Genomic DNA, 24,334 nt, shown 5'->3' on the forward strand with positions numbered 1-24,334 from the left:
CATGTTGGCCCACACGCTTCGCCGCGCGGCGCTGGCCGTCGCCCTGCTCGTCCCGCTTGCCGCCCTCGCCCAGACCACGGCCTCGACACCGGTCAAGGTCCGCGCCCAGCCGCTCTCCGAGGTGGCCACGCCGCGCAGCCTCAACGCGCCGGCCGAGGTGGTGCCCCGCCACGACAGCCGGCTCGCCAGCGAACTGGCCCTGCCGATCCGAGAGGTCCGGGTCGAGGTCGGCCAGAAGGTGCAGGCGGGCGAGCTGCTGATCGAGCTGGACCGCCGCGATCCCGAGCTTCAGCTGCGCCAGGCCCAGGCCCAGCGCGCCGCCGCCGCCGCCGGGCTGGAGCTGGCCCGGCAGCGTCTGAGCCGAGGCAAGGAGCTGGCCGGAAAGCAGTTTGTCTCCGCCGATGAGCTGCTCGCCCTGTCGGCCGGGGAGGCGGCGGCCAGGGCCGATCTGGAGATCGCCGACAGCGCCGTCGCCCAGGCCCGACGGAGCCTGGAGAAGACCCGTATCCTCGCGCCCTTCGACGGCGAGGTGGTCGAGCGCATGGCCCAGGCCGGCGCCCTCGCCTCACCCGGCACGCCCCTGCTGCGCCTCGTCCAGTTGGGCTCGGACGAGGTCGAGGCGCGCGTCCCGCAGGCCCAGGCCGCAAGCCTCGCAGCGGCCGGCGAGGCCTTCTTCGAGGCACCGGGGCTGCGGCTGCCGCTGCGTCTGCTGCGGCTGACCGAGGCCGTCGACCCGAGCAGCCGCACGCGCACCGCCCGACTGGGCTTTGTCGATGCGGCGGCCGCGCCAGGCCGCAGCGGCAGTCTGCGCTGGAAGGCCAGCACGGCCAGCGTTCCGGCGGAACTCATTGTTCAGCGTGACGGCCGCCTGGGCGTGTTCAGGGTCGAGCAGGGCATCGCCCGCTTCGAGGTCCTGCCCGATGCCGAGCCAGGGCGCAGTGCAGAGATTGGCCTGCCGCCCACGACCCTGATGGTAACCGAGGGCCAGCAGCGTCTGCGCGACGGAGACCCGGTCAGCCTGGCGGAGCGCTGAGATGAACCTGCTCGCGGCGATGATCCGCAACCACCCGCTGGCCAACATCGGCTTCGCGGTGGTCATCCTGCTCGGCATGCTGGCCTTTGCCACCATGCCGCGCGAACAGGACCCGGAGATCAACTTCAACTGGGTCAACATCTCGACCGCCCTGCCCGGCGCCAGCGCCGCCGACGTCGAGGACCGGGTCACCAACCCGCTTGAAGACTCGCTGCGCAACGTCCAGGACGTTCGCTTCATCGCCAGCAGCTCGCGCGAGGGCGTGTCGAACATCCTGGTCCGCTTCCGCGACATGCCCGAGCGGGTCTTCGACAAGCGGGTCAACGACCTGCGCCGCGAGGTGCAGAACACCGCCAGCGCCGAGCTGCCCGAGCAGGCGATCGATCCGGTGGTGCTCGAAATCACCACCTCGAACGGATTCCCCACCGCCATGGTCCTGCTCACCGGGCAGGCCGGCGATGAAACGCTGCGCTATGCGGCGCGCGAGATCCAGAACGACCTGGAGCGCATCGCTGGCGTGGACCGCGTTCTGGCGCTGGGCTTCCACGAGCCCGAGCTGCAGGTCGACTTCGACCCGGAGGCGCTGGCCGCGCACGGCCTGAATCCCGACCTGCTCGCCGATCAGCTGCGCGGCTGGTTCCGCGACGTGTTCGCCGGCAAGCTGAAGACCGAGGGGCATGAATGGCTGGTCCGGGTCGACGGCACCACGCCCGAGGCCGGCGAACTGGCCCGCTTCAGCGTGCGCCTGCCCGACGGCCGCAGCGTGCCGCTGGAGAGCCTGGCCCGCGTCGGCCGCGGCCACGAGCGGCCGCGCGAGCTGGCCGCCACCGACGGCCGCGCCGCGGTGCTGTTCTCGGTGACCAAGGTCAGCCGGACCAACACGCTTGAACTGGTCGAGCGCATTGACGACTACCTGGAGCGGCGCAATCCGGTGCTGGCGGTGCAGGGCCTCGAGCTGCGCCTGGCCGATGACCAGACCATCCCCACCCGCGAGGCGCTGGGGGTGATGCAGAGCAATGCGGCCATCGGCCTGCTGCTGGTGATGGCGGTGTGCTGGGTGTTCCTCGGCTCGCGGATCGCGGCCATGGTGGCGCTGGGCGTGGTGTTCTCGATCTGCGGCGCCCTGCTGGTGCTGCAGGCCACCGGCAACACGCTCAACGTGTCGGTCCTGCTCGGAATCGTCATCGTGCTCGGCATGCTGGTCGACGACGCCGTGGTGGTGGTCGAGGCGATCTACTTCCGCCTGCAGCGCGGCATGCCGGCCCTGCAGGCCTCGCTGGAATCGCTGCGCGAGGTCGGCCTGCCCGTGCTGGCTGCGGTGGCCACGACGATGGCCGCCTTCCTGCCGCTGATGCTGCTGCCCGGCATCGTCGGCAAATTCATGTTCGTCATTCCCTTCGTGGTCAGCGTCGGCCTTGCGGTCAGCCTGATCGAGGCGATGTGGATGCTGCCCGCCCACGTCAGCGCACTCGGCCCGCGGGCCCTGCGCACCTCGCGCTCGCAGGCCTGGCGCGCCCGTTTCACCCATCGCGTGCGGGTGCTCTACACGCGGGCACTGATCCACGTCATGCGCCAGCCGCGGCGCTATCTCGGCATCGCCCTGGCGCTGTTCCTCGGCGCCCTCGCCGCGGTCGCTGCCGGCGCGGTGCGCATGCAGTTCTTTGCCTTCGACCCGCTGCGCATCTTTTACGTCAACGTCGACATGCCGGCCTCGTCCTCGATCGAGCAGACGCTCGCCCGCACCGGCGAGGTCGAGCAGATCGTCCGCGCCCACCTGGAGCCGGAGGAGGCCCGCTCGGTGGTCTCGCTGGCCGGGATCAAGTTCACCGAGATGGAGCCGGTCTACGGCGACCACTACGGGCAGATCACCGTATCCCTGGCGCCCGCCGGCGACGAGGACCGCAGCGTCGACGAGGTGATCGAGTCGATGCGCCGGGCGATCGAGGATGCGCCGGGCATCTCGCGCAACTCCTTCCTGCGGATCTCCGGCGGCCCGCCCGCCTCCAAGGCCATCAGCGTCAAGGTGCGCGGCAACGACTTCGACGAGCTGCGCGCCGCGACCGCGGCGCTGAAGCGCGAGGTGGCGAAGATCCCCGGCAGCCGCGACGTGGTCGACAACGACACCGCCGGCCGCCCCGAATACGGCCTCGAGGTGGACCTCGAGGCCGTCCGTCGCGCTGGCCTCGACCCCGGCGCGGTCGCCCGGCTGGTGCGCCTGCACGTGGACGGCGAGGTGGTCGCCGAGCTGCGCCACCGCGGCGAGAAGACCGAGCTGCGGGTTCGCGCGCGGCCGGAGGCGACCCAGCGCATCGACGACGTGCTGCAGCGCCCGGTCGCCCTGCCCGGCGGCGGCAGCACCCAGCTCGGCGCCCTGGTCCGCAGCGAGGTCCGCGACAGCCCGGGCCTGGTCCGGCACTGGAACTGGCGCCGCGCGATCACCCTCGAGGCCGACCTCGCCGAGGACGGCGTCGACACGGTCACCGCCAACCGCATGCTGCGCGAAGCCTGGGAAGGCATGCGCGCCGACTACCCCGGCGTCGACCTCGACTTCAGCGGCGAGCTGGATGACATCAACGAATCACTGGCAGCGATGGGCCCGCTGTTCGGGCTGGGCCTTGGCCTGATCTACCTGATCCTGGCGGCGCAGTTCCGCAGCTATTTCCAGCCACTGCTGATCCTGGTCACGGTGCCACTGGCGTTTACCGGCGTCACCATCGGCCTGCTGATCTCGCGCAATCCGATGTCGCTCTACACGCTGTACGGCGTGATCGCGCTGACCGGCATCGCGGTCAATGCGGCCATCGTTCTGATCGATGCCGCCAACCAACGCCGCGCGGCCGGCATGCGCACCCTGCACGCCACCATCTACGCGGCCCGGCGCCGCGTGGTCGCGGTGCTGATGACCACCGGCACCACCATCGCCGGCCTGTTCTCACTGGCCTTCGGCCTCGGCGGCAGCTCCCTGCTCTGGGGCCCGGTCGCCGCCAGCATCGTCTGGGGCCTGGCCTTCTCTTCAGTGCTGACGCTGTTCGTCGTACCGGTGCTCTACCGTCAGTTCATGAAGCAGCGGCGGTAGGGCCGAGCAAACCCCGCCCCTGAGCCCTGACCGAGCGAAGCGAAGGCGCAGGCGGCGCAGCCGCCGTTGCCGCGAAGCGGCCGAACCCTGAGCCCTGGTCCCTAGCCCCTAAGCCCTGCCGAGCGCAGCGAGGCCCCCCTCAGCGCAGGAAGAAGTACCAGCCTGCCGCGGCCGCGGCGGCGACCACCGCGATGACCACGCCGACCACCACTCCGGACCCGCCGGATTTCTTCGCCGGCGCCGGCGGTGGCGCCTTGGTGGCCGCGGCGATTTCCATGCCGGGGGCAACGAGCAGGAAGCGGATGGTGTCGAGGCGCAGTTCGTCACCGGGCTTGAGCACGCCGTTCTGCACCTTCTGGCCGTTGATGAACGTGCCATTGGCCGAGCCGAGGTCCTCCACTGCGAGGCCATCACCGGTCGGCTTGACCTGGGCGTGGCGTCGCGAGATCTCTTCTGCGGGAATGCAGATGTTGCATTCTTCCGAGCGGCCGATGACCTGGAGCGCCGGCACCGGATAGGTCTTGCCAAAGGCTGGCCCGCTGACTCCCCTGAGGACGAACTTGGGCACGGCCATGCGCATGCGGGTCGCGCCGGCGTCGTTCTCGGGATCGAACTTGGCGCCGGCGGGGCCCGCGGCGCGCTCGACGCTGACCAGCTTGCCGACCACGCCGGCGACGCCGATCTCGTCGCCGGCCCGCACGGCCATCACGCCCTGCACCGGCTTGCCGTTCAGGGTCACCGGCCGCGAGGGGTCCGGTACGCGCACCGTGACCATGGTGCCCGAGAGCTGGAGCTCGCAGTGCACCGGGGCGACCTCGTCACGGTCCAGACGGACCTGCGCATCCGGGGCGCTGCCTATCCGGTTGACACCTTCGCTCAGCAGGACCTGGCCATGTTCGCCGTTGGGAAAGATCAGCTTCATCGGTTCCTCGATATTCAGGGCGCGGTGGACCCGCGGGCCGGCAGTTCCAGGGCCAGGCGAAGGCCTATGGTATTGGACGCAGTGTCGGCCGGGAAACCACGCCGCGAGGCGCGGCCGCTTTCAAGCTCGAAGCTGCGACCGATGACGATGCGGTCGCTGCAGCGGTTGTCGGCGCAGTCGCTGGTCCACTCGCTGACATTGCCATTGACGTCGAACAGGCCCGGGGCGACGGCGGGGAAGCTCCGCACCGGCGCCGTGGCGGCGTGGCCATCGTCGCAGCTGGCGCCGCCGCGCGAGGAGTAGCTGCGGGCGAAGGACTGGTCGCGGATATTGCTGCGGCAGTCCATCGCGTCATCGACGAACCCGGCCAGCTCATCGGCGCGCGGCAGGCGATAGGGCTTGCCGCTGCGCTCGGCGACCCAGGCAGCGAAGTGCTCGGCCATCGGGTAGCTGAGGCAGACCACCGGGTGGCTGTCGTCCTGCGGAATGTCCGGATTCTCGAAATTCCGCCGGGAGAACAGGGTCGGGCCCTCGCGGTTGCGGCAGGACGGCAGCGAGCTGCCGAAGCGGCGTTTTCCGGAGGCCGACCAGTAGCGCTTGTACTCGGCGACGGTGATCTCGCTGCGCGACAGGGCAAGACGCTGGCCGACCACCACCATCTCGGGCAGGTTCTGGCCGTCGCGGAACACATAGCCCACCGTTCCGACACGTTGCGCGATCCGTCGGCTGCTGGCGATGGCGCCGTCGCCGGGGCTGACCTTCTCGGCCCGGTCGAGGGCGGCCAGGGCCGCCTCGCGGTCCCAGTTGGAGATCGCCGCGCGTGCCTGATCCAGCAGCTGGTCCAGGTACGCCTTGCGCATCGAGGCCACCGAGGCGGCGATCTCGCGCGCCGCAGGGGACTCCGCGGCGACCTGCTCGGCCTTGGCGAGGTGGTCCAGCCAGGCCTGCAGGTCGGCGTCGCGATCCAGGCCGTTGGCGATCTCGAGGTAGATCGAGGCGACCCGGGCGATACCCTGCTGGGCGTCGGCATTGCCCGGCTCGATCAGCAGGGCCAGCTTGTAGCGGTCCAGCGCATTGGTGACCGGAGGCGTCGTGTAACGCTGGGCGCGGATATTGGCGGCCGCCATGGCCAGCAGCTGGGCGATCGGGTCCTGCACGGTGTGCTCGGGAATCGGCTCGCCCTGCTCGGCCGCGGCCAGGGGGTCGATAAGCTCGACCTGCTCGGCTTCTTCGATGCCGCCCGGGCCGGGCTGGGAAGCTGGCGCGGGACGTACCGGCGCCGGCGCAGCGCTGGTCGGCGCCTTGCCGGAAGCGTCGCGGGTGGAGGCAGTTGCTGGGGCCGAAGACTCCTCACCGCCCATCCATTGCCAGATGCCGAGCGCCAGCAATACCCCGCAGACCACGGCGCCCGCCGCGAGGGCGATGGGGATCCAGCGCGCCGGCAGCGCTTCGTCCTGCTGCGGGCGTGGCGGAGATCCAGACCCGGCCGAAGACCGGGCGGCCGGGCCGGCAGCCGCCGGGGACGAGGACGCAGCAGGCGCCGAAGCCGCTGGCGCCGGCGCCGCGGCCGGCTCCCCGGATTTGACCCCCGCCGCGCCGTCACGCTCCCTGGCGCTGGCGTCGCGCGGTGCGCGGGGCTTGCCGGGAGGCGGCGCCACGACCGGAGCGACCGGACCGACGGCGTCCTTGAACTCATCCGGGGCGGTGTCGGCCAGCGCCTCGATGAAGGCCGCGCAATCCGGAAAGCGCCCGTCCGGATCCTTGGCCATGGCCCGGTCGATCAGCGGCTGCCAGCGGGCCGCCTCCGGCGGCAGCCGCGGCACCGGGTCGTGAACGTGGGAAAAGGCCACGGCGAACCCGTCGTCACCCTCGAAGGGCGGATGCCCGACCACCGCTTCGTAGGTCAGCACGCCAAGGCTGTAGATGTCCGAGCGGTGGTCCACCTCGACCCCTCGGGCCTGTTCGGGGCTCATGTACTGGCTGGTGCCGATCGAGAGCCCGGCGCTGGTGATGCGCGAGGTGTTGGCCAGCGCCCGGGCGATGCCGAAATCGGTCAGCACCGGCTGGTCGTGGGAATCGAAGAGGATGTTCGCGGGGGTCACGTCACGGTGCACGTAACCGCGCGCGTGGGCGAAGCTGAGCGCCTGGGCCACCGAGGCCAGGACGCGGACCAGTTCCGCCTCCGACATACCGTCGGCCAGCCGCGAGCCGAAGTCGCCACCGGTGAGCAGCTGCATGGAGAAGTAGTTGAGCCCGCTCGGCGTCTCGCCGATATCGAACACCTGGACGATGTTCGGGTGGTTGAGCGCGGCCAGCATGCGCGCTTCCTGCAGGAAGCGCTGGGCGTAGATCGGATCGGTCGCCAGCTGGGGCGACATCACCTTGAGGGCGACTTCGCGGTCGAGCAGCACCTGGCGGGCCCGGTAGACGGTGGCCATACCGCCCTTTCCGATCTGCCCCAGTATGGTGTAGCCCTGAACCTCGATCACCAACGCCCCCCGGCCGGATTCTGCGGGCATTCTAGCCCGGTTGCGCGAGGCTCACGCCAGCCCCGGGAAACGCCCTAGCCCGTGGATTCCACGAGGTCGCAGCGAGGATCACCGGACTCGTGCATTGTGCATCGGCCCGAACCGGAGGCAGCCGAACACCCCGTTGCCCCGAGGCCCAGGCGGTGCGGGACGCCGAACAGGCCGGTTGCGCACTGCCGCCGGGCGAGCGGGCCGTGCCGAGTGCGAGCGTCCGGCCGGCAAAGCGCGCCCGCTGCGAGCTTGCCGCGTTCACCCACGCTGCCGCATGCTTGGCGGATGACCGCGACGCTCATCTGCCTTCTCCTCATCGGCGCCTTCGTGCTGTTCTGGTCCGCCGCGCGCGACGCCAGCGAGGTGGCCCGCGGGCATGCCCGCGCTGCCTGCCAGAGGCAGCATGTCCAGCTGCTTGACCAGAGCGTGGCCCTGCGTCGCTTCCGGCTACGCCGCAACGAAGAGGGGCGGATGCGCTTCGAGCGCACCTACCAGTTCGCCTATTCAGCGGCGGGACACGATCGTCAGCTCGGCGAGCTCTCGCTGCTCGGCAAGGACCTGCTTTGGATCAGCGAGCCGCAGCCCGGGGACGAGCCTACTTGACCACCCGCAGGTGGCTGCGCCGCGGCGGCGGCTCGGAATCGTCGTCGTCGGGCGCCGGCGTGCGCGGCGGCTCCTCGTCCTCGTCGCCCTGCGGCAGCATCATGCCCTGCCCGGTTTCCTGGGCGTAGATCGCCAGCACCGCCGGCATCGGAACACGCACCGACTGGCTGACGCCGGAAAAGCGCGCCATGAAGCGGATCTCGTCGTTGCCGAGCTCGAGCTGTGCCACCGCCCGCCCGGCAATGTTGAGGACCACCCGGCCATCCTTGACCGCCTGGCTGGGCACCTGGACTCCCTCGATGCCGGCGTCGACCAGCAGGTACGGGGTCAGTGCGTTGTCCGAGATCCACTCGTACATCGCCCGCACCAGATAGGGGCGGTTGGAAGTCATCTGGATGGTGTTGCCCTCACTCACGCGACGCCGTCCCGATAGGCGCGTTCCTCGGCGGTCAGGCTGCGGGCGAAGCCCGGGCTGCGGAAGATCCGCGCGCCGTAGTCCTCGATCGCCTTGGCATCCTTGGGCAGGCTCACGCCGAGCTGGGGCAGGCGCCAGATGATCGGGGCCACCGCACAGTCGGCGAGGCTCATCTCGGTATTGAGGAAGAACTTGGAGGCCTTGAACAGCGGCAGGGTGGCCAGCAGGTGCTCGCGCAGCTTCTTCCGCGCGGCGTCCGACTGGGTCTTGTTGCCGGCCTGGATCGCCTGGACCTGCGGAACCCAGTCGTGCTCGAGGCGCAGCATAGACAGGCGCAGACGGGCCCGCGACAGCGGGTCGACCGGCATCAGCGGCGGATGCGGATAGCGCTCGTCAAGATACTCGGACACCACCGAGGCCGAGTACAGGACCAGGTCGCGCTCGACCAGGGTCGGCACCGAATGATACGGATTGACCTCGACCAACTCGTCCGGCGGCTTGGCCGGATCGACCGCCACCATATCGTAGGTGACGCCTTTGGCGGCCAGTACCAGTCGGACCCTGTGGCAGACAACGCAGTCCAGTGAGGAGAACAGCGTCAGCGTATTGCGGACCCGGGGGCTGGATACCATGGCGTGACCCTATCGACTGGATGACCTGAGGACCGCACCCCCGGACAGGGGCACGGTCCCACCCGGCCTCAGTGGACGTCCCGCCAGTACTCGTGCTTCAACAGCCAGGCAAGGAAGGTGAAGGCCGCGAGAAACAGGATAACCCAGACGCCCATCGAGGTGCGCTTGATCGCCGCCGGCTCGCCGACATAGGTCAGGAAGTTGGTCAGGTCGCGGATCGCGGCGTCGTATTCCTGGGCGCTCATCGAGCCCGGGGAGGCCATCTCCAGACGCTCGATCACCGGCAGGGCCTCGGCCGCCCCTTCCTGGTAGATCGGACGCTGGCTGCCCTGAAGCTCCCACAGCACGTGCGGCATGCTCGAACCGGGCAGCACGGTGTTGTTCCAGCCGGCCGGACGGGTCTCGTCGACGTAGAAGGACTTCAGGAAGGTGTACACCCAGTCCGGACCGCCCGGCTTGCTGCGCGCCACCAGGGACAGGTCGGGCGGCGTCTTGCCGAACCAGGCCTGGCCGTCCGCCGGATCCATGGCCACCTTCACGTGGTCGCCGATCTTGGCGTCGGTGAAGACCAGCTTGTCCATGACCAGCTCTTCGGGGAGCTCGAGGTCCTTGGCGATCCGGGAGTAACGCTGGAAGCCCAGCGCGTGACAACCCGAGCAGTAGCTCATGTACATCGCGGCGCCACGCTGCAGCGAGGCGATGTTGTTCACGCTGGCGTTCGACTCCAGCAGCTTGACGTCGCCTGCGGCGAAGGCAAGGCCCGGCAGCAGCGCGAGCAGGAAGGCGGCAAGTCGCTTAGTCATGCATGGTCACCCGCTCTGGCACCGCCTTGACCGCGTCCATACGGGTCCAGATCGGCATGAGGATGAAGAAGGCGAAATAGTAGAAGGTAAAGATCCGCGCCATCAGGGTCTGGGTTTCGCTGCCCGACTGCAGGCCGAGCCAGCCCAGCGCCACGAAGGCGATGACGAAGATGGTGAGCAACAGCTTGGACAGCCAGCCGCGGTAGCGGATCGAGCGTACCGGGCTCTTGTCCAGCCAGGGCAGCAGGAACAGGATCAGCACCGCGCCGCCCATCACCACCACGCCGAAGAACTTGTCCGGCACCGCGCGAAGCATCGCGTAGTACGGGGTGAAGTACCACACCGGCTTGATGTGCTCGGGAGTGACCAGCGGATCGGCCGGGACGAAGTTGTCGTATTCCAGGAACAGGTCGCCGAAGGTCGGCGCGTAGAACACGATGAAGGCCATGATGGTCAGGAAGAAGCCGGCACCGAACAGGTCCTTGACCGTGTAGTACGGGTGGAACGGAATGCCGTCGACCGGCTTGCCGTCGACCTTCTTCTTCTTGATGTCGACGCCGTCCGGATTGTTCGAGCCGACTTCGTGCAGGGCGCCGAGGTGCAGGACGACCAGCAGCAGGATGACCAGCGGCAGGGCGATGACGTGCAGGGCGAAGAAGCGGTTCAGGGTCGCATCGGAGACCAGGTAGTCACCGCGGATGAACTCGGTCAGGGCCTCGCCGACATAGGGCACCGCGCCGAACAGGTTGATGATCACCTGCGCGCCCCAGTAGCTCATCTGGCCCCACGGCAGCACATAGCCCATGAAGGCCTCGGCCATCAGGGTCAGGAAGATCAGCATGCCGATGATCCAGACCAGCTCACGGGGCTTCTGATAGGAGCCGTAGACCAGGCCACGGAACATGTGCAGGTAGACGACGATGAAGAACGCCGAAGCGCCCGTCGAATGCATGTAGCGGATCAGCCAGCCGTAGTCGACATCGCGCATGATGTATTCGACCGAGGCGAAGGCCTCGGCGGCCGACGGCTTGTAGTTCATCGTCAGCCAGATGCCGGTGACGATCTGGTTGACCAGCACCAGGATGGCCAGCGAGCCGAAGTAGTACCAGATGTTGAAGTTCTTCGGAGCGTAGTACTCCGACATGTGCTTCTTGTAGAACGGCACCAGCCCCGGGGTCCGGGCGTTCACCCAGTCGGTGACGGTCGCCACGCTGCGATCGATCATGTTGGCCATCAGGCGGCTCCCTCGGGATCAACGCCAATAACGATGCGGCCGTCGCCCTCGAAGTGGTAGGGCGGCACGCGCAGGTTGGTCGGCGCCGGAACGCCCTCGTACACGCGCCCGGCCATGTCGAAGCGCGAGTTGTGGCAGGGGCAGTAGAAACCGCCCTTCCACTGCGAGTCGAAGGGCTGGGGCTCGAGTTCCGGACGGAACAGCGGCGAGCAGCCGAGGTGGGTGCAGGTGCCGACCAGCACGGCGATCTCGGGCTTGATCGAGCGATACTCGTTCTTGGCGTATTCCGGCTGCTGCTCGGGGTTGTCCGAATTCGGATCGCGCAGGCGGGCATCCTCGCCGGACAGCGCGGCGAGCTGCTCCGGCGTGCGGCGGATCAGCCACACCGGCTGACCGCGCCACTGCTCGATCAGGCGTTGGCCGGGCTCCAGCTTGCTGATGTCCACGGTCACCGGGGCGCCGGCCTGTTGGGCCCGGGCGCTGGGCTGCCAGGAGGCGATGAAAGGAACAGCAGCGGCGATCGCTCCCGCACCACCCACCACAGCCGTGGTGGCGGTCAGGAAACGACGGCGGCCTGGGTTTACACCTTGGTCAGCCATTCGGCTCTCCACAGACAGTATTGTGACGATCCCGCGCGGCAAGGCCCCGTGGCCGGTCCCGGCGACCGGGGCTGGCAGCCTGTCCGAACAGGGAACAGTGCGCCACCGTTGGCGCCCCGCGAAGCGCCGTAGTTTAACGGAACCCTCCATTCGCGGACAACGCGAAATCGCCTCCGTGCCACAATCGACGGCCCTGCCCTGTCCCTTGCCCCGATTTCGCCGATGCGGCCCGCCTTCAAGCTGCTGAAATTCCTGCTTCTCGCCGCAAGCGTCGGGCTGGCCATCGCCTTCCTGGTCGTGCTGGCCCGCCCGGACTGGGCGCGCACCCTGCAGCGCCAGGTCGATGCGCAGCCGGCGCTTCCGGGGCCCAGCGGGCCGGTCAGCTATGCCGACGCGGTAGCCCGGGCAGCTCCATCCGTGGTCAGCATCTATACCGCACGCATCGTGACGGAGCTGTTGCCGGTGCCGCTCAGCAATCCCACCGTGCAGCGCTTCTCCGGCATCGCCCTCGGCCAGCCCCGGCGGCGCCTGGAGCGCGCGTTGGGCTCCGGGGTGATCGTCAGCGCGGACGGCTACGTGCTGACCAACCACCACGTCATCGCCCGTGCCGACGAGATCCAGATCGTTTTCTGGACCGGCCAGGCCACGGTCGCGCGCATCGTCGGCAGCGACCCCGAGACCGACCTCGCCGTGCTCAAGGTCGAGGCCAGCGACCTGCCGGCGATGTCGCTCGACCCCGAGCGCCCGGTCTCGGTAGGCGACGTGGTGCTGGCGATCGGCAACCCCTTCGGCCTGCATCAGACGGTGACTCAGGGAATCATCTCGGGGCTTGGCCGCAGCCCGCGCAACGTCAGCGGCCTGGAGGACTTCATCCAGACCGACGCGGCGATCAACGAGGGCAACTCGGGCGGCGCCCTGGTCAACGCCCGCGGCGAGCTGGTCGGCATCAATACCTTCGTCCTCGGCCGTCGGGTCGGCGCCGAGGGCATCGGCTTCGCCATCCCCCTGGGTCTTGCGCAGAACGTCCTGGCCCAGATCCGCGAACACGGCGTGGTGGTGCGCGGCTGGCTGGGCGCCGAATACGGCGATGCGCCGGTATTGCCGGGCTCGCTGCCGCCGGGTTCGCCGCGCGGGGTGGCGATCACCACCGTCTATCCCGGCGGGCCTGCCGACAGCGCCGGCCTGCGATCGGGCGACGTGCTGACCACCTTCGACGGCAAGGTGATCGTCGACCAGGCCGACCTGCGCGATCGCGAAGCCGCCGCCCGGCCGGGCACCGAGGTCGAGATCGAGGGCTTCCGTGCCGGGGTGCCGCTGAGCGGCAGGATCACCCTTGCCCAGCGGCCGCTAGTTCGGTCCGGCTGAGCTGGCCGCAGCGGCGGCCACCGGGGCGCCGCCACCCGCGCCGTAGCGGGCGTGCAGGATGCCGACACGCTCGACGAAGCGCTGGGTTTCCTCGAACGGCGGCACGCCGCCATAGCGATCGACGTTGCCCTCTCCGCTGTTGTAGCCGGCGGCGGCCAGCCGGGTGTCGCCATTGAAGCGCTTGAGCAGCCAGGCGAGGTAGCGGGTGCCGCCCTCGATGTTCTGCGCGGGTGTGAAGGCGTCGAGCACGCCAAAGCGGTCGGCGGTAGCCGGCATCAGCTGCATGAGACCCTGGGCGCCCTTGTTCGACAGCGCCATCGGATTGAAGGCCGACTCGGCATGGATGACGGCGCGGACGAAGGCCGGGTCGACGCCGTGCCGCGCGGCGGCGGCCAGCACCTCTTCGGAGAAAGCGTCGCGGTTAAGGGCGACGCTGTGGAAATCCAGCCCCGGACGGACCGAGCAGGCGAAGCAGCTCTCGATGTAGGTGAACACCACGGCCGCCTTGACCCCGGCCGGGCGGCGGTTGGTGTAGTGGGTGACCCCGTCCTTCACATAGCGGTAGACGGCACCACGGGTGGTCCGGTCCGGCGCGGTGGCGGCAACCGGGGTGGCCGGCTCGGCGCCCGCCGGAGCGCTGCGGAACTCGACCTTGGCCTGGCTGCCGCCCGGCGGCGTTGCGGCCGGCGTGGCGGACCTGGGCGCCGGCACCGGCTCGGGCACGTGGATCGCGCGGCAGTTGCTGTAGCCGACCCGGCTGCTGGTGAACGCGATCTCGCCGTTCGGCCCGGTGCAGCGGAACAATGAAGCGGCCGCCGCCGGCGCAGGCAGGGCAAGCCCGGTCAGGCCCGCAAGCAGCACCGCCCCCGCCCAGTTCAATACCCGCATTCGCCCATCCGCTCTCGATACGACCCGGCCTGACGGACCGCCAACGAAGCGATCGGTTCCCGCAGACCCGGAGCCCTTGATCGGTTATCTTACGCGGTTACGCCCTGCTGTCGCCTGCCCCGGCCCGCCGCCATGCCCGGAAAACTGTTCGTCAAGACCCACGGTTGCCAGATGAACGAGTACGACTCGGCCAAGATGGCCGACGTGCTGGCGGCCTCGCACGGCCTCGAGCTGACCCAGGACGAGTCCGAGGCCGACGTCATCCTGATCAACACCTGCTCGATCCGCGAGAAGGCGCAGGAGAAGGTGTTCAGCCAGCTCGGCCGCTGGAAGACCCTGAAGAAGAAGAACGAACAGGTGATCATCGGCGTCGGCGGCTGCGTCGCCTCGCAGGAGGGTGACGCCATCCTCAAACGGGCGCCCTTCGTCGACCTGGTCTTTGGCCCGCAGACCCTGCACCGGCTGCCTGAGCTGATCGAGGCCAAGCGCCAGAGCGGCCGCCCCCAGGTCGACATCAGCTTCCCCGAGATCGAGAAGTTCGACCGCCTGCCCGAACCGCGCGCGGAAGGGCCCACCGCGTTCGTTTCGATCATGGAAGGCTGCTCCAAGTACTGCACCTTCTGCGTCGTGCCCTACACCCGCGGCGAGGAGGTTTCGCGGCCGTTCGACGACGTGCTGCTCGAGGTCGCCCAGCTCGCCGCCCAGGGCGTGCGTGAGGTCAACCTGCTGGGTCAGAACGTGAACGCCTATCGCGCGCCGCTGGAAGGCGGGCTGGAGGCCGACCTGGCACTGCTGATCCGCGCCATCGCCGAGATCGACGGCATCGGCCGGATCCGCTTCACCACCTCGCATCCGGTCGAGTTCACCGACTCGCTGATCGAGGCCTACCGCGACGTGCGCAAGCTCGCCGGCTACCTGCACCTGCCGGTACAGGCGGGCTCGGACCGCATCCTCGCCGCCATGAAGCGCGGCCACACGGCGCTCGAGTACAAGGCCAAGATCCGCCGCCTGCGCGAGGCGCGGCCGGGCATCTCGATCAGCTCGGACTTCATCGTCGGCTTCCCCGGCGAGACCGAGTCCGATTTCGAGAAGACCATGAAGCTGATCGAGGACATCGGCTTCGACGCCAGCTTCTCCTTCATCTATTCCTCGCGCCCCGGCACCCCTGCCGCAAACCTCGCCGACGACACTCCGGCCGCCGAGAAGTCGGCTCGCCTGGCCCGCCTGCAGGCGGCGATCGATGCCAAGGCCAAGGCCATCTCGCAGTCGATGGTCGGCAGCGTGCAGACGGTTCTGGTCGAGGGGCCGAGCAAGAAGAACCCGAACGAGATGACCGGACGCACCGAGAACATGCGCTTCGTCAACTTCCCGGGTCACCCGCGCCTCACCGGCCAGTTTGTCGACGTGCAGATCACCGAGGCGATGAGCAACTCCCTGCGCGGCCGCCTGCTGCTCGCCGAACCCGACGCGGCCTGAGACCAGCGGCCGATTCGGGCGCAGAGAAGACGTTCATAGGGTGCGGCTGGCCGCACCGGACGTACCGTCCGAACGCCCGTATCGGTGCGCCAAGGCACACCCTATGTGGCTCCGCTGACGCCCAACGAAGCCCGACCGCAGGAGCGCACATGGGCGCGACCGCGGCGTGACGTGTTCTCCACAGACCGCGGCCAGAGCGAACCTCCGCGGTCGCGGCCATGTCCGCTACGAAGAGCCCGCCCGATCGGGGGCGGTGGCGAACGTCCGCTTTGCGCCCACACCCCCCTTTCCCCGGCCACCCGTTCCCGCGGAGGACGCCGCGCGCTACCCTTTGCCGATGAGTACGGCACTGGAACACCGCGACTTCGTCCTCGAGCCCGAGGACAACGAACGCCTGGCCAACCTGGCCGGCCCGCTGGACGAGCACCTGCGGCAGGTCGAACTGCGCCTCGGGGTCGAGATCGCCCACCGCGGGCAGATATTCCGGGTCAGCGGCGATGCCGAAGACGTCGGGGCCGCCGAGCGGGTATTGCGCGAGCTGTGGGCGGATACCGCCCACGCCACCCTCGACCCGCACGGCGTCCACCTGCGCCTTGGGCAGGCCTCCTCGGCCAGCGAGGCGGCACCCGGGGTGGTCCGGCCGCAGGACGTCAGCATCAAGGTCAAGCGCGGCACCATCAAGGCCCGCGGCGGCAACCAGCAGCGCTACCTGCATGCCATCGCCACCCATGACATCAACTTCGGCATCGGCCCGGCCGGCACCGGCAAGACCTTCCTCGCCGTCGCCATGGCGGTCGAGGCACTGAACCAGGCCCGCGTGCAGCGCCTGCTGCTGGTGCGCCCCGCGGTGGAGGCCGGCGAGCGCCTCGGCTTCCTGCCCGGAGACCTCGCCCAGAAGGTCGACCCGTACCTGCGCCCGCTGTATGACGCGCTGTACGAGATGCTCGGCGTGGAACGGGTGGCGAAGCTGGTCGAGCGCAACGTCATCGAGGTCGCCCCGCTGGCCTACATGCGCGGTCGCACCCTGAACGACTCGTTCGTCATCCTCGACGAGGCGCAGAACACCTCGGTCGAACAGATGAAGATGTTTCTGACCCGGATCGGTTTCGGCTCGACGGCGGTGGTCACCGGCGACCTTACCCAGGTCGACCTGCCGCGCCATCAGCGCTCGGGCCTGCGCGACGCCGTCGATGTCCTGCGCGGGGTGGAGGGGGTCCACTTCACCTTCTTCGAGGCCCGTGACGTGGTCCGCCATCCGCTGGTGGCGCGCATCGTCCGCGCCTACGACGCACGGGACGGCGAGGGCGGCGCATGAGCCGGCCGCCGGTGGAACTGGATCTCTCGGTCAGCTATGGCCTGCCGCGCGCCGGCCTGCCCGCGGCGAGCTCGTTCCGCCAGTGGGTCTCGGCCGCCCTTCAGGACCGGATCAAGCGCGCCGACCTCGCCCTGCGCCTGGTCGGCGAGTACGAGGGCCGCTCGCTCAACCGCCACTACCGGGGCAAGGATTACGCGACCAATGTCCTGAGCTTTCCGGCAGAGCTGCCCCCGGGCGTCGACCTGCCGATCCTCGGCGATATCGTGATCTGTGCCCCGGTGGTGCAGCGCGAGGCGCGGGTGCAGGGCAAGGACTGCCGGGCCCACTTCGCCCACCTGACCGTTCACGGCGTGCTCCACCTGCTCGGCTTCGACCACGAGGACCCGCTCGATGCGCAGTCCATGGAGACGCTCGAGCGCGAGATCCTTGCCGGCCTCGGTTTCGACGACCCCTACGGCGACGACGAAGCCTGAACAGATCTGTCACGGACCTGCCGCGGGTTTCGGCTACACTCACCGGTCCCGCCGTCAGGCGAATATCCAGGTTCCATGCCCGAAGAATCCGACAGTAGCAGCGCTCCCCAACGTTCCTGGTTCGACCGTCTGAGCCAGGCCCTCTCAGGGGAGCCCCGCAGCCGCGAGGAGCTCATCGAGGAGCTCCATGCCGCCCACAGCAACGGCCTGTTGGGGGCCGACACGCTGGAAATGATCGAAGGCGCGATCCGCGTGGCCGACCAGCAGGTCGGCGACGTCATGATTCCGCGCGTGCAGATGGTCTCGGTGCCGGTGGATGCCACGTTCGAGGAGATCCTGGAGATCGTCGTCGAGAGTGGCCACTCGCGGTTTCCCGTTCACGGCGAGGACAAGGACGAGATTCTCGGCATCCTGCTGGCCAAGGACCTGCTGCGCGACTGCGCCGGCAAGGAGCGCAAGCCCCTGCACGAGATGCTGCGACCGGCCGTGCTGATCCCGGAGTCCAAGCGGCTGAACGTGCTGCTGCGCGAGTTCCGGCAAAGCCGCAACCACATGGCCATCGTGGTCGACGAGTACGGCGGCGTGGCCGGCCTGGTGACCATCGAGGATGTGCTTGAGCAGATCGTCGGCGACATCGACGACGAGCATGACGAGGCCCCGGACGAGAACGCACTGATCGCCGCGCAGCCGGACGGCCACTACGTGATCGACGCGCTCACCCCGATCTCGGAGTTCAACGACCGCTTCAACGCCGGCTTCTCCGATGACGACTACGACACCGTCGGCGGCCTGGTGGTCGACGCGATCGGCCATCTGCCGGAGGTCGGCGAGGAGCTCGCCCTTGAGGGCTTCCACTTCCGCGTGGCCAGCGCCGATGCGCGCCGGGTCCACAGCTTCCGCATGCAGGTGCCCGGCGCAACGGATGGCTAGGAAGACCGGGGGCCGGCCCGCGGGCGCGGCATGGCTGCTGCTCCTGCTCCTGGCCTTGCCGGGCGCCCTGCTGGCCGCGCCGCGGATCGGCGTGCTGACCATGGGGCCGGGCGCGGAGTACTGGTCGCGCTTCGGCCATAACGCATTGCTGGTCGAGCAGAGCAGCGGCGAGAGACTGGTCTACAACTACGGTTTCTTCGACTTCGAGCAGCCCGGCTTCCTGGCGCGCTTCATCCGCGGCCATATGCGCTACCAGCTGGTCGCCCTGACCTTCGACCGCGACTTCGCCTACTACCAGGCCGAAGGACGTGGCATGCAGCTGCAGTGGCTGAACCTCGAGGCGGACGAGGCGCGCGAGCTGGCCGAGTTCCTCGAATGGAACGCGCGGCCGGAGAACGCCGAATACCGCTATGACTACTTCACCGACAACTGCTCGACGCGGGTGCGTGACGCGCTGGACCGGGTGCTCGGTGGCCTCGTCCTGGAGCAGACCCGCGGGCGCTCGCGGGGACTGACCTGGCGCAGCGAGGCCCTGCGCCTGTCGGCACCGGATGCCTGGATGTACCTGGGCATCCACCTGCTGATCGGGCCGCGTGCCGACCAGCCGCTGTCGCGCTGGCAGGAAGGCTTCGTGCCGGCCCGCTTCCACGACGCGCTTAACCTGGTTCGCCGCGCCGATGGTCGGCCGCTGGTCGAAAGCGACATCCGCCTGCTGCCCCAGCGCCTGCCCGACGCCCTGATCGAGGAGCCGCGCTTTGCCTACCGCGCCGCCCTGATCGGGCTCGCTGCCGGGCTGGCGATCTGGTTGCTGGCGCGCCGCCGCGGCGCGGCCGGCATGCTCGGCCGCAGCCTGCTGGCGCTGTTCTGGGTCTTCTGCGCCATCGCCGGCCTGGTCGGGCTCGGCCTGTGGACCTTCACCGATCACGACATGGCCGCCGGCAACCGCAGCCTGCTGCTTTTCAATCCGCTCAGCCTTGCCCTGCTGCCCAGTCTCGGTCCTTTGTCCCGAGGCCTGTCCCCGGCGGCCTGGCAGCGCCATCTCGCCGCGCTCTGCGCCGCGCTGGCCCTGGTCACGCTGCCGCTGTACCTGCTGCCCGCGCGCCCCCAGGATCACCTCGAGTGGATCCTGCTGGCCCTGCCCCTGCACCTTGCCGCCTGGCGGCTGCTGGCCCGATCCGGCCAGGCGTAGGGTGCGGCTCGGCCACACCGGGCCCTACCTGCGAGCGCGGTGGTCGCCAGGCGGATGCGCACACCGGGCGCAATCCGGACATCCATAGGGTGCGCCCTGGGCGCACCCTGTTCGAAATCGGCAACGCGTGGCGAACGTCCCGTTTGCGCCCGTCCCATCAAGGGGCCACGGCGGACGGCAGCCCAAGCCCCGATCTGCCCGCCCGCGGTCAGCCGCTGGCGCGGACTGATCGGAGAGTGTCATGGACGGCATTACACTGACCCCTCTCGACTGCGGGGAGGACTCGCCATGCGCGTGCTATGCCTGCTCATCCTGCTTGCCGCACCGCAACTCTGCGCGGCGGAGTCCAAGCTGTACCTGGTATCGGGACTGGCCGAGGTCGCACCGGAGCCCACCCTCAGGGCGCAGTCCACCGAACTGCAGGCGATGTTCGACTCGATGGCCAAGGCCTCCGGCGTCGATGCCGTCCTGCTCTACGCCGACAGCGAGGACATCAACGCCTTTGCCACCGAGGTGGAAGACACCAAACTGGTAGTCGTGAACCGCGGTCTGCTTGAGCTTCTGGCCGAGGACCGCGACGCGGTGGCCGCGGTGGTCGGCCATGAGCTGGCCCACCACAAGGCCGACCACGTACGTGCGGGCCAGCGCAAGCAGCGCGGGGTCAAGGCGCTGGGCGCCCTGCTCGGCGCCGTCGTCGGCGCCAAGCTCGGGCGCAAGCACGGTCAGCTGGCCGGTGCCGTTGGCGGGGCTGCCGTCGGCGTAGGCGCCACGCTGGTTGCGCTGAAGTTCAATCGCAGCCAGGAGATGGAGGCCGATCGACTGAGCGTGCAGTGGATGGCAGATCGCGGCTACGCGCCTGCGGGCATGCTGCGCCTGCAGCGCACGCTCGGTGATCTCGCCGGAAAGCGCCGGGCCGGCATCTTCGATAGCCACCCGAGCAGCGAGAAGCGGTTCCGCGCCGCCGAGTCGCAAATTGCCGTGCTTGGCGTCGAGGCCGGTGCGGCGCCTGCCCCACTGGCCGGAGGCGAGGCCATCGCCCGCGCCGAGGCGGCGATCCGCGGCGAGCGAGAAGCGGCCCTAACCAAGGCCCTGACGCCGGCCGAGGGCGGCGAGCTGGACCCCGCGGTCCTGGATCCGGTCGAAGGCGTCGGTTTCGAAGCATTTGCCGCGCTCAGCAACCGGCTGGTCCGTGAGGGCCGGGACGGACGCGCGGACGTCCTGCAGGCACACCGTCTCGACGAGGCAGGCTACCAGCGGGTGCGCGACACCTACGTCGAGCGAATGCGCGAACACCCGGCGCTGGCCGCGCGCTACAGCCCGGCCTACCTGCGCGCCAGTGAGGGCCCCTTGGCCGCCCACGCCCGCGACGTCGCCGACTCGACCGAGAAGGGCAGGCCGCTGGCGCTGGATCCCCCCTACCCGATCGAAACCGCCACCGCCCTGCTGGCGGCGGTCGCCCGGCACGGCGCGCTCCGGCTCGAGGGCGAGGCGCTGGAAGCCTTCGAGGCCGAAACGCTGGCGCCGCACGGCCTTAGCCTGTACGACTTTCTCATCGGCCACGCCTGGTGGATGCGCAAGGCGCGCATCGATGCGGCGCTGGGCGACACCCGCACACTGCGCCTGATGGCTGCCGCGCAGGCGCCGCCCGCGGCGTCGGCAGCAGGGGTGCGCATGGGGGAAGGGGTGCGCGTCGGCAAGGGTGTCAAGATCGGCGGGCAGGAGGTCGAGGCAGATGACTGAGCCGGACCGACACCCGGCCGAGCCGCTCCACCTGCCCAGTTCGACGCAGAAACAGCAACCGTCGATGGCACACTAGCGGGATGGCCCGCATCCCCGACGCCTTCATCGACGATCTGCTGGCGCGCACCGATATCGTCGACGTGATCCAGGCGCGCGTGCCGCTGAAGAAGGCCGGCCGCGAATACCAGGCGCGCTGTCCGTTCCACGACGAGCGCAGCCCTAGCTTCACGGTCAGCCCGACCAAGCAGTTCTATCACTGCTTCGGCTGCGGGGCACACGGCAGCGCGATCAAGTTCCTGATGGAGTACGACCGGCTCGAATTTCTCGACGCCGTCGAGGAGCTGGCCAAGCGCGCCGGCGTCGAGGTCCCGCGCGAGACCCACCAACGGCACCAGCGCAGCGACTTCCAGCCGCTCTATGACGTCTGCGAGCGGGCCGCGCGGTTTTTCTCCGGGCAGCTGGTCGAGAGCCCGCGCGCCCGGCAATACCTGCAGCGCCGCGGCGTCGATGCCGAGACCCAGCAGCGCTTCGGCATCGGCTACGCACCGGACGGCTGGGAGGCGCTGAAGAGCGCGCTCGGCAGCGACGGCCGTGAGCTCGCCCTGCTCGACAAGGCTGGCCTGCTGTCGAGGAACGATTCCGGCCGCGTCTACGACAAGTTCCGCGACCGGGTGATGTTTCCCATCCACGATCGCCGCGGCCGGGTGATCGCCTTCGGCGGGCGGGTGCTGGAGAAGGACGACGGCCCGAAGTACCTCAATTCGCCGGAGACGCCGCTCTTCCACAAGGGCCGCGAGCTGTACGGCCTGTGGCAGGTGCGTCAGGCGCACAACCGGATCCCCCGGCTGATCGTGGTCGAGGGCTACATGGACGTGGTCGCGCTGTTCCAATACGGCATCACCACGGCGGTGGCCACTCTGGGCACCGCAACCACGCCGGACCACGCCGAGCTGCTGTTCCGCAACGCCGGCGACATCTATTTCTGCTTCGATGGAGACCGCGCCGGGCGCAGCGCGGCCTGGAAGGCGCTGGAGTCGGTGCTGCCGAGGATGCGCGACGGCCGCCAGGCCTTCTTCCTGTTCCTGCCCGACGGCGAGGATCCGGACTCCCTGCTCCGCGCCGACGGCGCCGAGGGCTTCCAGCGCCAGCTTGAACAGGCGGTTCCGCTGTCCGAGTTCCTGTTCGGCGAGGTGAGCCGCGAGATCAACCTTTCGACCCTGGACGGCAAGGCGCGCCTGGCCGAACGCTGCCGCCCACTGCTGGCGCAGATCCCCGACGGCGCCTTTCGCGATCTCATGCAGCAGAAGTTGGCCAATCAGACCGGCCTGGCCGCCCGGATCACCGCGCCCGCGTCGATGGAACAGTCAGTTCAGCGCCGACCCGGACCGTCCGGCGCGCGCCGTTCGCTGGTCCGCAGCGTCATCGCCCTGCTTCTGCACCAGCCCCGGCTGGCCCGCGAGGCCGCTCCACCCTGGGGCTTCGCCGGTCTTCGCCAGCCGGGCATCGGCCTGCTGCTGGAACTGCTGGAGCTGTGCCGCGAGAGCGGCGCGCCGAACGCCGCCGTCCTGCTCGAGCATTTCGCCGGCCGCGAGGAGGAGCCCGCCCTGCGCAAGCTCGCCCTGGTCGACTTCCCCGGCGAGGAGGCGGCCTGGAAGCAGGAGTTTCTCGACGGCCTGCAGCAGCTGGCCCGCCAGGCGCGTACCCAGCGCCTGGCCGACCTGCGCCAGCAGCAGCAGGCGTCCGGGCTCACCGAGGAAGAAAAGAACGAACTCCGCGCCCTGCTCCGCGAATCCGCCGAACCCACGCAGCAGGCCTGATCTTCTTCCCCGCAGGCGCGCTTCCGAAACCGCGCGCTGGGTGCGCCGCCGAGGCATCCCCTGGAAAGGTCGGCCGACACGCAGCGGGGTTCGTGCGCCCTGCGCCCGGATCCGCCACCCATCACCCGCCGCCTCCATTCCGCGGGGTCGTCCGGGCCACCGGTGAGCGCCGCGTGACTTGGTATCCTGAGCGCTTTCCGCCATCCAGGACCCCTCGATGCCGCTGCCCGATGCCTTCCGTGCGTTCCGTATCCACTCTTCCGGCCGCGACGACTATCGCGCCGGGGTCGAGACGATCAAGCTGGATGCGCTGTCGCCGGGCGAGGTGGTGATCAAGGCGGCATTCTCCTCGATCAACTACAAGGACGCCCTGGCCGGCACCGGGCAGGGCAAGATCCTGCGCAGGTTCCCGCTCAACGGGGGCATCGACGTGGCCGGGCACGTGATCGCCAGCAGCGATCCCGCATTCAAGGAAGGCGACGCGGTGCTCTGCACGGGCAGCGGCCTGTCGGAGACCCGCGACGGCGGCTACGCCGAGTACGCCCGCCTGGACGCGAAATGGACGATCCCGCTACCCCGCGGCCTGTCGCTGGAGGAGAGCATGGTGCTCGGCACGGCCGGGTTTACCGCCGCACTGGCCCTGTACCGCATGGAGCAGAATGGCCAGGTGCCCGAGATGGGCCCGGTGGTGGTGACCGGCGCCACCGGCGGAGTCGGCATGCTTGCGCTGGATATCCTTACCCGCGCCGGCTACGAGGCCCACGCGATCACCGGCAAGTTCGAGCACCTCGACTTCCTCACCGGTCTCGGCGCCAAGCAGGTGATCTCACGCAAGGACCTGCACTGGGGCCAGAACCCTCTGGAAAAGGCCAGCTGGGCGGGCGCCATCGACAACGTCGGCAACGAGATGTTGGCCGGCCTCACCCGGGTCATCCAGCCCTACGGCAACATCGCCAGCTGCGGCCTTGCCGGCGGCCATGCACTGGCCACCACCGTGATGCCCTTCATCATCCGCGGCGTGTCCCTGCTCGGCATCGCGTCGGCGGGCACTGCCCGGAACATCCGTGAAGCGGTCTGGGAGAAGCTGGCGGGCGACTGGAAACCCGCGCACCTGGCCCGGATCAAGACCCGCGAAGTCGACCTCGACGGCCTGCAGGACGTCTTCGGGACCATGCTGGCCGGCGACTCCTTCGGCCGCAGCCTGGTTCGCATCGGCGGCTGAGGCACCCGACAGACGTTGGCGACATCGGGAACCGGTGGCCTGTCTGGAGAGGTCGGTTGACGGTATCATCGCGCTTTGGCCGC

The 24,334-nt window shown here is 69.5% G+C and carries 20 protein-coding genes; 12 read left to right on the forward strand and 8 right to left on the reverse strand.

What is annotated here, in order from left to right:
• Position 1 precedes the first annotated feature (1 nt).
• Positions 2-1,033, forward strand: a complete 1,032-nt coding sequence (locus M0G41_RS02630) for an efflux RND transporter periplasmic adaptor subunit (protein WP_248204765.1) — start codon at positions 2-4, stop codon at positions 1,031-1,033.
• 1 nt (position 1,034) lies between these two features.
• Entirely contained in the window at positions 1,035-4,109 is a 3,075-nt protein-coding gene (locus tag M0G41_RS02635; protein WP_248204766.1) for an efflux RND transporter permease subunit, read from the forward strand.
• 139 nt (positions 4,110-4,248) lie between these two features.
• Here the strand turns inward: M0G41_RS02635 and M0G41_RS02640 are convergent, their stop codons facing one another.
• Positions 4,249-5,031, reverse strand: coding sequence for an FHA domain-containing protein (locus tag M0G41_RS02640; RefSeq protein WP_248204767.1), 783 nt, complete (start codon positions 5,029-5,031; stop codon positions 4,249-4,251).
• 14 nt (positions 5,032-5,045) lie between these two features.
• Positions 5,046-7,520 carry a bifunctional serine/threonine-protein kinase/formylglycine-generating enzyme family protein gene (locus M0G41_RS02645; RefSeq protein WP_248204768.1) on the reverse strand — a complete coding sequence of 825 codons (2,475 nt, stop codon included), beginning with the start codon at positions 7,518-7,520 and terminating at the stop codon, positions 5,046-5,048.
• Positions 7,521-7,835: 315 nt separating this feature from the next.
• Here M0G41_RS02645 and M0G41_RS02650 point away from each other — a divergent pair, with 315 nt between their 5' ends.
• On the forward strand, positions 7,836-8,153 hold the full coding sequence (locus M0G41_RS02650; protein WP_248204769.1) for a DUF3301 domain-containing protein: 318 nt from the start codon (positions 7,836-7,838) through the stop codon (positions 8,151-8,153).
• Here M0G41_RS02650 and M0G41_RS02655 read toward each other — a convergent pair.
• From M0G41_RS02655 to petA, 5 genes are all read right to left on the reverse strand, one after another.
• Positions 8,146-8,544, reverse strand: coding sequence for a ClpXP protease specificity-enhancing factor (locus tag M0G41_RS02655; RefSeq protein ID WP_248205575.1), 399 nt, complete (start codon positions 8,542-8,544; stop codon positions 8,146-8,148). The genes M0G41_RS02650 and M0G41_RS02655 overlap by 8 nt on opposite strands.
• Before the next feature lie 20 nt (positions 8,545-8,564).
• The gene (locus tag M0G41_RS02660; RefSeq protein WP_248204770.1) at positions 8,565-9,200 is read right to left on the reverse strand and encodes a glutathione S-transferase N-terminal domain-containing protein; all 636 of its coding nucleotides are present in this window, start codon (positions 9,198-9,200) and stop codon (positions 8,565-8,567) included.
• A 68-nt stretch (positions 9,201-9,268) separates the two neighbouring features.
• Positions 9,269-10,003: a cytochrome c1 gene (locus M0G41_RS02665; RefSeq protein ID WP_248204771.1), complete on the reverse strand. Its 735-nt coding sequence runs from the start codon at positions 10,001-10,003 to the stop codon at positions 9,269-9,271.
• Entirely contained in the window at positions 9,996-11,237 is a 1,242-nt protein-coding gene (locus M0G41_RS02670) for a cytochrome b (RefSeq protein ID WP_248204772.1), read from the reverse strand. Before M0G41_RS02670 ends, M0G41_RS02665 begins: the two co-directional genes overlap by 8 nt.
• Positions 11,237-11,836, reverse strand: a complete 600-nt coding sequence (petA, locus tag M0G41_RS02675) for a ubiquinol-cytochrome c reductase iron-sulfur subunit (protein ID WP_248204773.1) — start codon at positions 11,834-11,836, stop codon at positions 11,237-11,239. Before petA ends, M0G41_RS02670 begins: the two co-directional genes overlap by 1 nt.
• A gap of 222 nt (positions 11,837-12,058) precedes the next feature.
• On the opposite strand from petA, the gene M0G41_RS02680 reads away from it, so the two are divergent.
• Complete coding sequence (locus M0G41_RS02680) at positions 12,059-13,201, forward strand: S1C family serine protease (protein WP_248204774.1); 1,143 nt, start codon at positions 12,059-12,061, stop codon at positions 13,199-13,201.
• Here the strand turns inward: M0G41_RS02680 and M0G41_RS02685 are convergent.
• Positions 13,184-14,089 (reverse strand): lytic transglycosylase domain-containing protein, encoded by a 906-nt coding sequence (locus tag M0G41_RS02685; protein ID WP_248204775.1) that lies wholly within the window; start codon positions 14,087-14,089, stop codon positions 13,184-13,186. The genes M0G41_RS02680 and M0G41_RS02685 overlap by 18 nt on opposite strands.
• A gap of 132 nt (positions 14,090-14,221) precedes the next feature.
• Here M0G41_RS02685 and miaB point away from each other — a divergent pair, with 132 nt between their 5' ends.
• From miaB to M0G41_RS02725, 8 genes are all read left to right on the forward strand, one after another.
• Positions 14,222-15,565, forward strand: coding sequence for a tRNA (N6-isopentenyl adenosine(37)-C2)-methylthiotransferase MiaB (gene miaB, locus M0G41_RS02690; RefSeq protein WP_248204776.1), 1,344 nt, complete (start codon positions 14,222-14,224; stop codon positions 15,563-15,565).
• 337 nt (positions 15,566-15,902) lie between these two features.
• Positions 15,903-16,880, forward strand: a complete 978-nt coding sequence (locus M0G41_RS02695; RefSeq protein ID WP_248204777.1) for a PhoH family protein — start codon at positions 15,903-15,905, stop codon at positions 16,878-16,880.
• Positions 16,877-17,353, forward strand: a complete 477-nt coding sequence (ybeY, locus tag M0G41_RS02700) for an rRNA maturation RNase YbeY (protein WP_248204778.1) — start codon at positions 16,877-16,879, stop codon at positions 17,351-17,353. Before M0G41_RS02695 ends, ybeY begins: the two co-directional genes overlap by 4 nt.
• Before the next feature lie 75 nt (positions 17,354-17,428).
• Positions 17,429-18,283: a CorC family transporter gene (locus M0G41_RS02705; RefSeq protein WP_248204779.1), complete on the forward strand. Its 855-nt coding sequence runs from the start codon at positions 17,429-17,431 to the stop codon at positions 18,281-18,283.
• The gene (locus M0G41_RS02710; protein ID WP_248204780.1) at positions 18,276-19,472 is read left to right on the forward strand and encodes a lipoprotein N-acyltransferase Lnb domain-containing protein; all 1,197 of its coding nucleotides are present in this window, start codon (positions 18,276-18,278) and stop codon (positions 19,470-19,472) included. Before M0G41_RS02705 ends, M0G41_RS02710 begins: the two co-directional genes overlap by 8 nt.
• A gap of 288 nt (positions 19,473-19,760) precedes the next feature.
• Positions 19,761-21,212, forward strand: coding sequence for a M48 family metallopeptidase (locus M0G41_RS02715; RefSeq protein WP_248204781.1), 1,452 nt, complete (start codon positions 19,761-19,763; stop codon positions 21,210-21,212).
• Between the two features lie 80 nt (positions 21,213-21,292).
• Entirely contained in the window at positions 21,293-23,029 is a 1,737-nt protein-coding gene (gene dnaG, locus M0G41_RS02720) for a DNA primase (RefSeq protein WP_248204783.1), read from the forward strand.
• A gap of 217 nt (positions 23,030-23,246) precedes the next feature.
• Positions 23,247-24,251 (forward strand): YhdH/YhfP family quinone oxidoreductase, encoded by a 1,005-nt coding sequence (locus M0G41_RS02725; protein WP_248204785.1) that lies wholly within the window; start codon positions 23,247-23,249, stop codon positions 24,249-24,251.
• Positions 24,252-24,334: the final 83 nt, after the last annotated feature.

The organism is Pseudomarimonas salicorniae, from assembly GCF_023156535.1.
Classification (GTDB): domain Bacteria; phylum Pseudomonadota; class Gammaproteobacteria; order Xanthomonadales; family Xanthomonadaceae; genus Pseudomarimonas; species Pseudomarimonas salicorniae.

Excerpts from the sequence above, each read along its gene's own strand:
- dnaG (WP_248204783.1), top strand. The coding sequence starts at position 21,293 with ATGGCCCGCATCCCCGACGCCTTCATCGACGATCTGCTGGCGCGCACC.
- miaB (WP_248204776.1), top strand. The coding sequence starts at position 14,222 with ATGCCCGGAAAACTGTTCGTCAAGACCCACGGTTGCCAGATGAACGAG.
- M0G41_RS02670 (WP_248204772.1), bottom strand. The coding sequence starts at position 11,237 with ATGGCCAACATGATCGATCGCAGCGTGGCGACCGTCACCGACTGGGTG.
- M0G41_RS02635 (WP_248204766.1), top strand. The coding sequence starts at position 1,035 with ATGAACCTGCTCGCGGCGATGATCCGCAACCACCCGCTGGCCAACATC.
- M0G41_RS02680 (WP_248204774.1), top strand. The coding sequence starts at position 12,059 with ATGCGGCCCGCCTTCAAGCTGCTGAAATTCCTGCTTCTCGCCGCAAGC.
- ybeY (WP_248204778.1), top strand. The coding sequence starts at position 16,877 with ATGAGCCGGCCGCCGGTGGAACTGGATCTCTCGGTCAGCTATGGCCTG.
- M0G41_RS02665 (WP_248204771.1), bottom strand. The coding sequence starts at position 10,003 with ATGACTAAGCGACTTGCCGCCTTCCTGCTCGCGCTGCTGCCGGGCCTT.
- M0G41_RS02630 (WP_248204765.1), top strand. The coding sequence starts at position 2 with ATGTTGGCCCACACGCTTCGCCGCGCGGCGCTGGCCGTCGCCCTGCTC.
- M0G41_RS02725 (WP_248204785.1), top strand. The coding sequence starts at position 23,247 with ATGCCGCTGCCCGATGCCTTCCGTGCGTTCCGTATCCACTCTTCCGGC.
- M0G41_RS02710 (WP_248204780.1), top strand. The coding sequence starts at position 18,276 with ATGGCTAGGAAGACCGGGGGCCGGCCCGCGGGCGCGGCATGGCTGCTG.
- M0G41_RS02715 (WP_248204781.1), top strand. The coding sequence starts at position 19,761 with ATGCGCGTGCTATGCCTGCTCATCCTGCTTGCCGCACCGCAACTCTGC.
- M0G41_RS02695 (WP_248204777.1), top strand. The coding sequence starts at position 15,903 with ATGAGTACGGCACTGGAACACCGCGACTTCGTCCTCGAGCCCGAGGAC.
- M0G41_RS02640 (WP_248204767.1), bottom strand. The coding sequence starts at position 5,031 with ATGAAGCTGATCTTTCCCAACGGCGAACATGGCCAGGTCCTGCTGAGC.
- M0G41_RS02685 (WP_248204775.1), bottom strand. The coding sequence starts at position 14,089 with ATGCGGGTATTGAACTGGGCGGGGGCGGTGCTGCTTGCGGGCCTGACC.
- M0G41_RS02650 (WP_248204769.1), top strand. The coding sequence starts at position 7,836 with ATGACCGCGACGCTCATCTGCCTTCTCCTCATCGGCGCCTTCGTGCTG.
- M0G41_RS02660 (WP_248204770.1), bottom strand. The coding sequence starts at position 9,200 with ATGGTATCCAGCCCCCGGGTCCGCAATACGCTGACGCTGTTCTCCTCA.
- petA (WP_248204773.1), bottom strand. The coding sequence starts at position 11,836 with ATGGCTGACCAAGGTGTAAACCCAGGCCGCCGTCGTTTCCTGACCGCC.
- M0G41_RS02705 (WP_248204779.1), top strand. The coding sequence starts at position 17,429 with ATGCCCGAAGAATCCGACAGTAGCAGCGCTCCCCAACGTTCCTGGTTC.
- M0G41_RS02655 (WP_248205575.1), bottom strand. The coding sequence starts at position 8,544 with ATGACTTCCAACCGCCCCTATCTGGTGCGGGCGATGTACGAGTGGATC.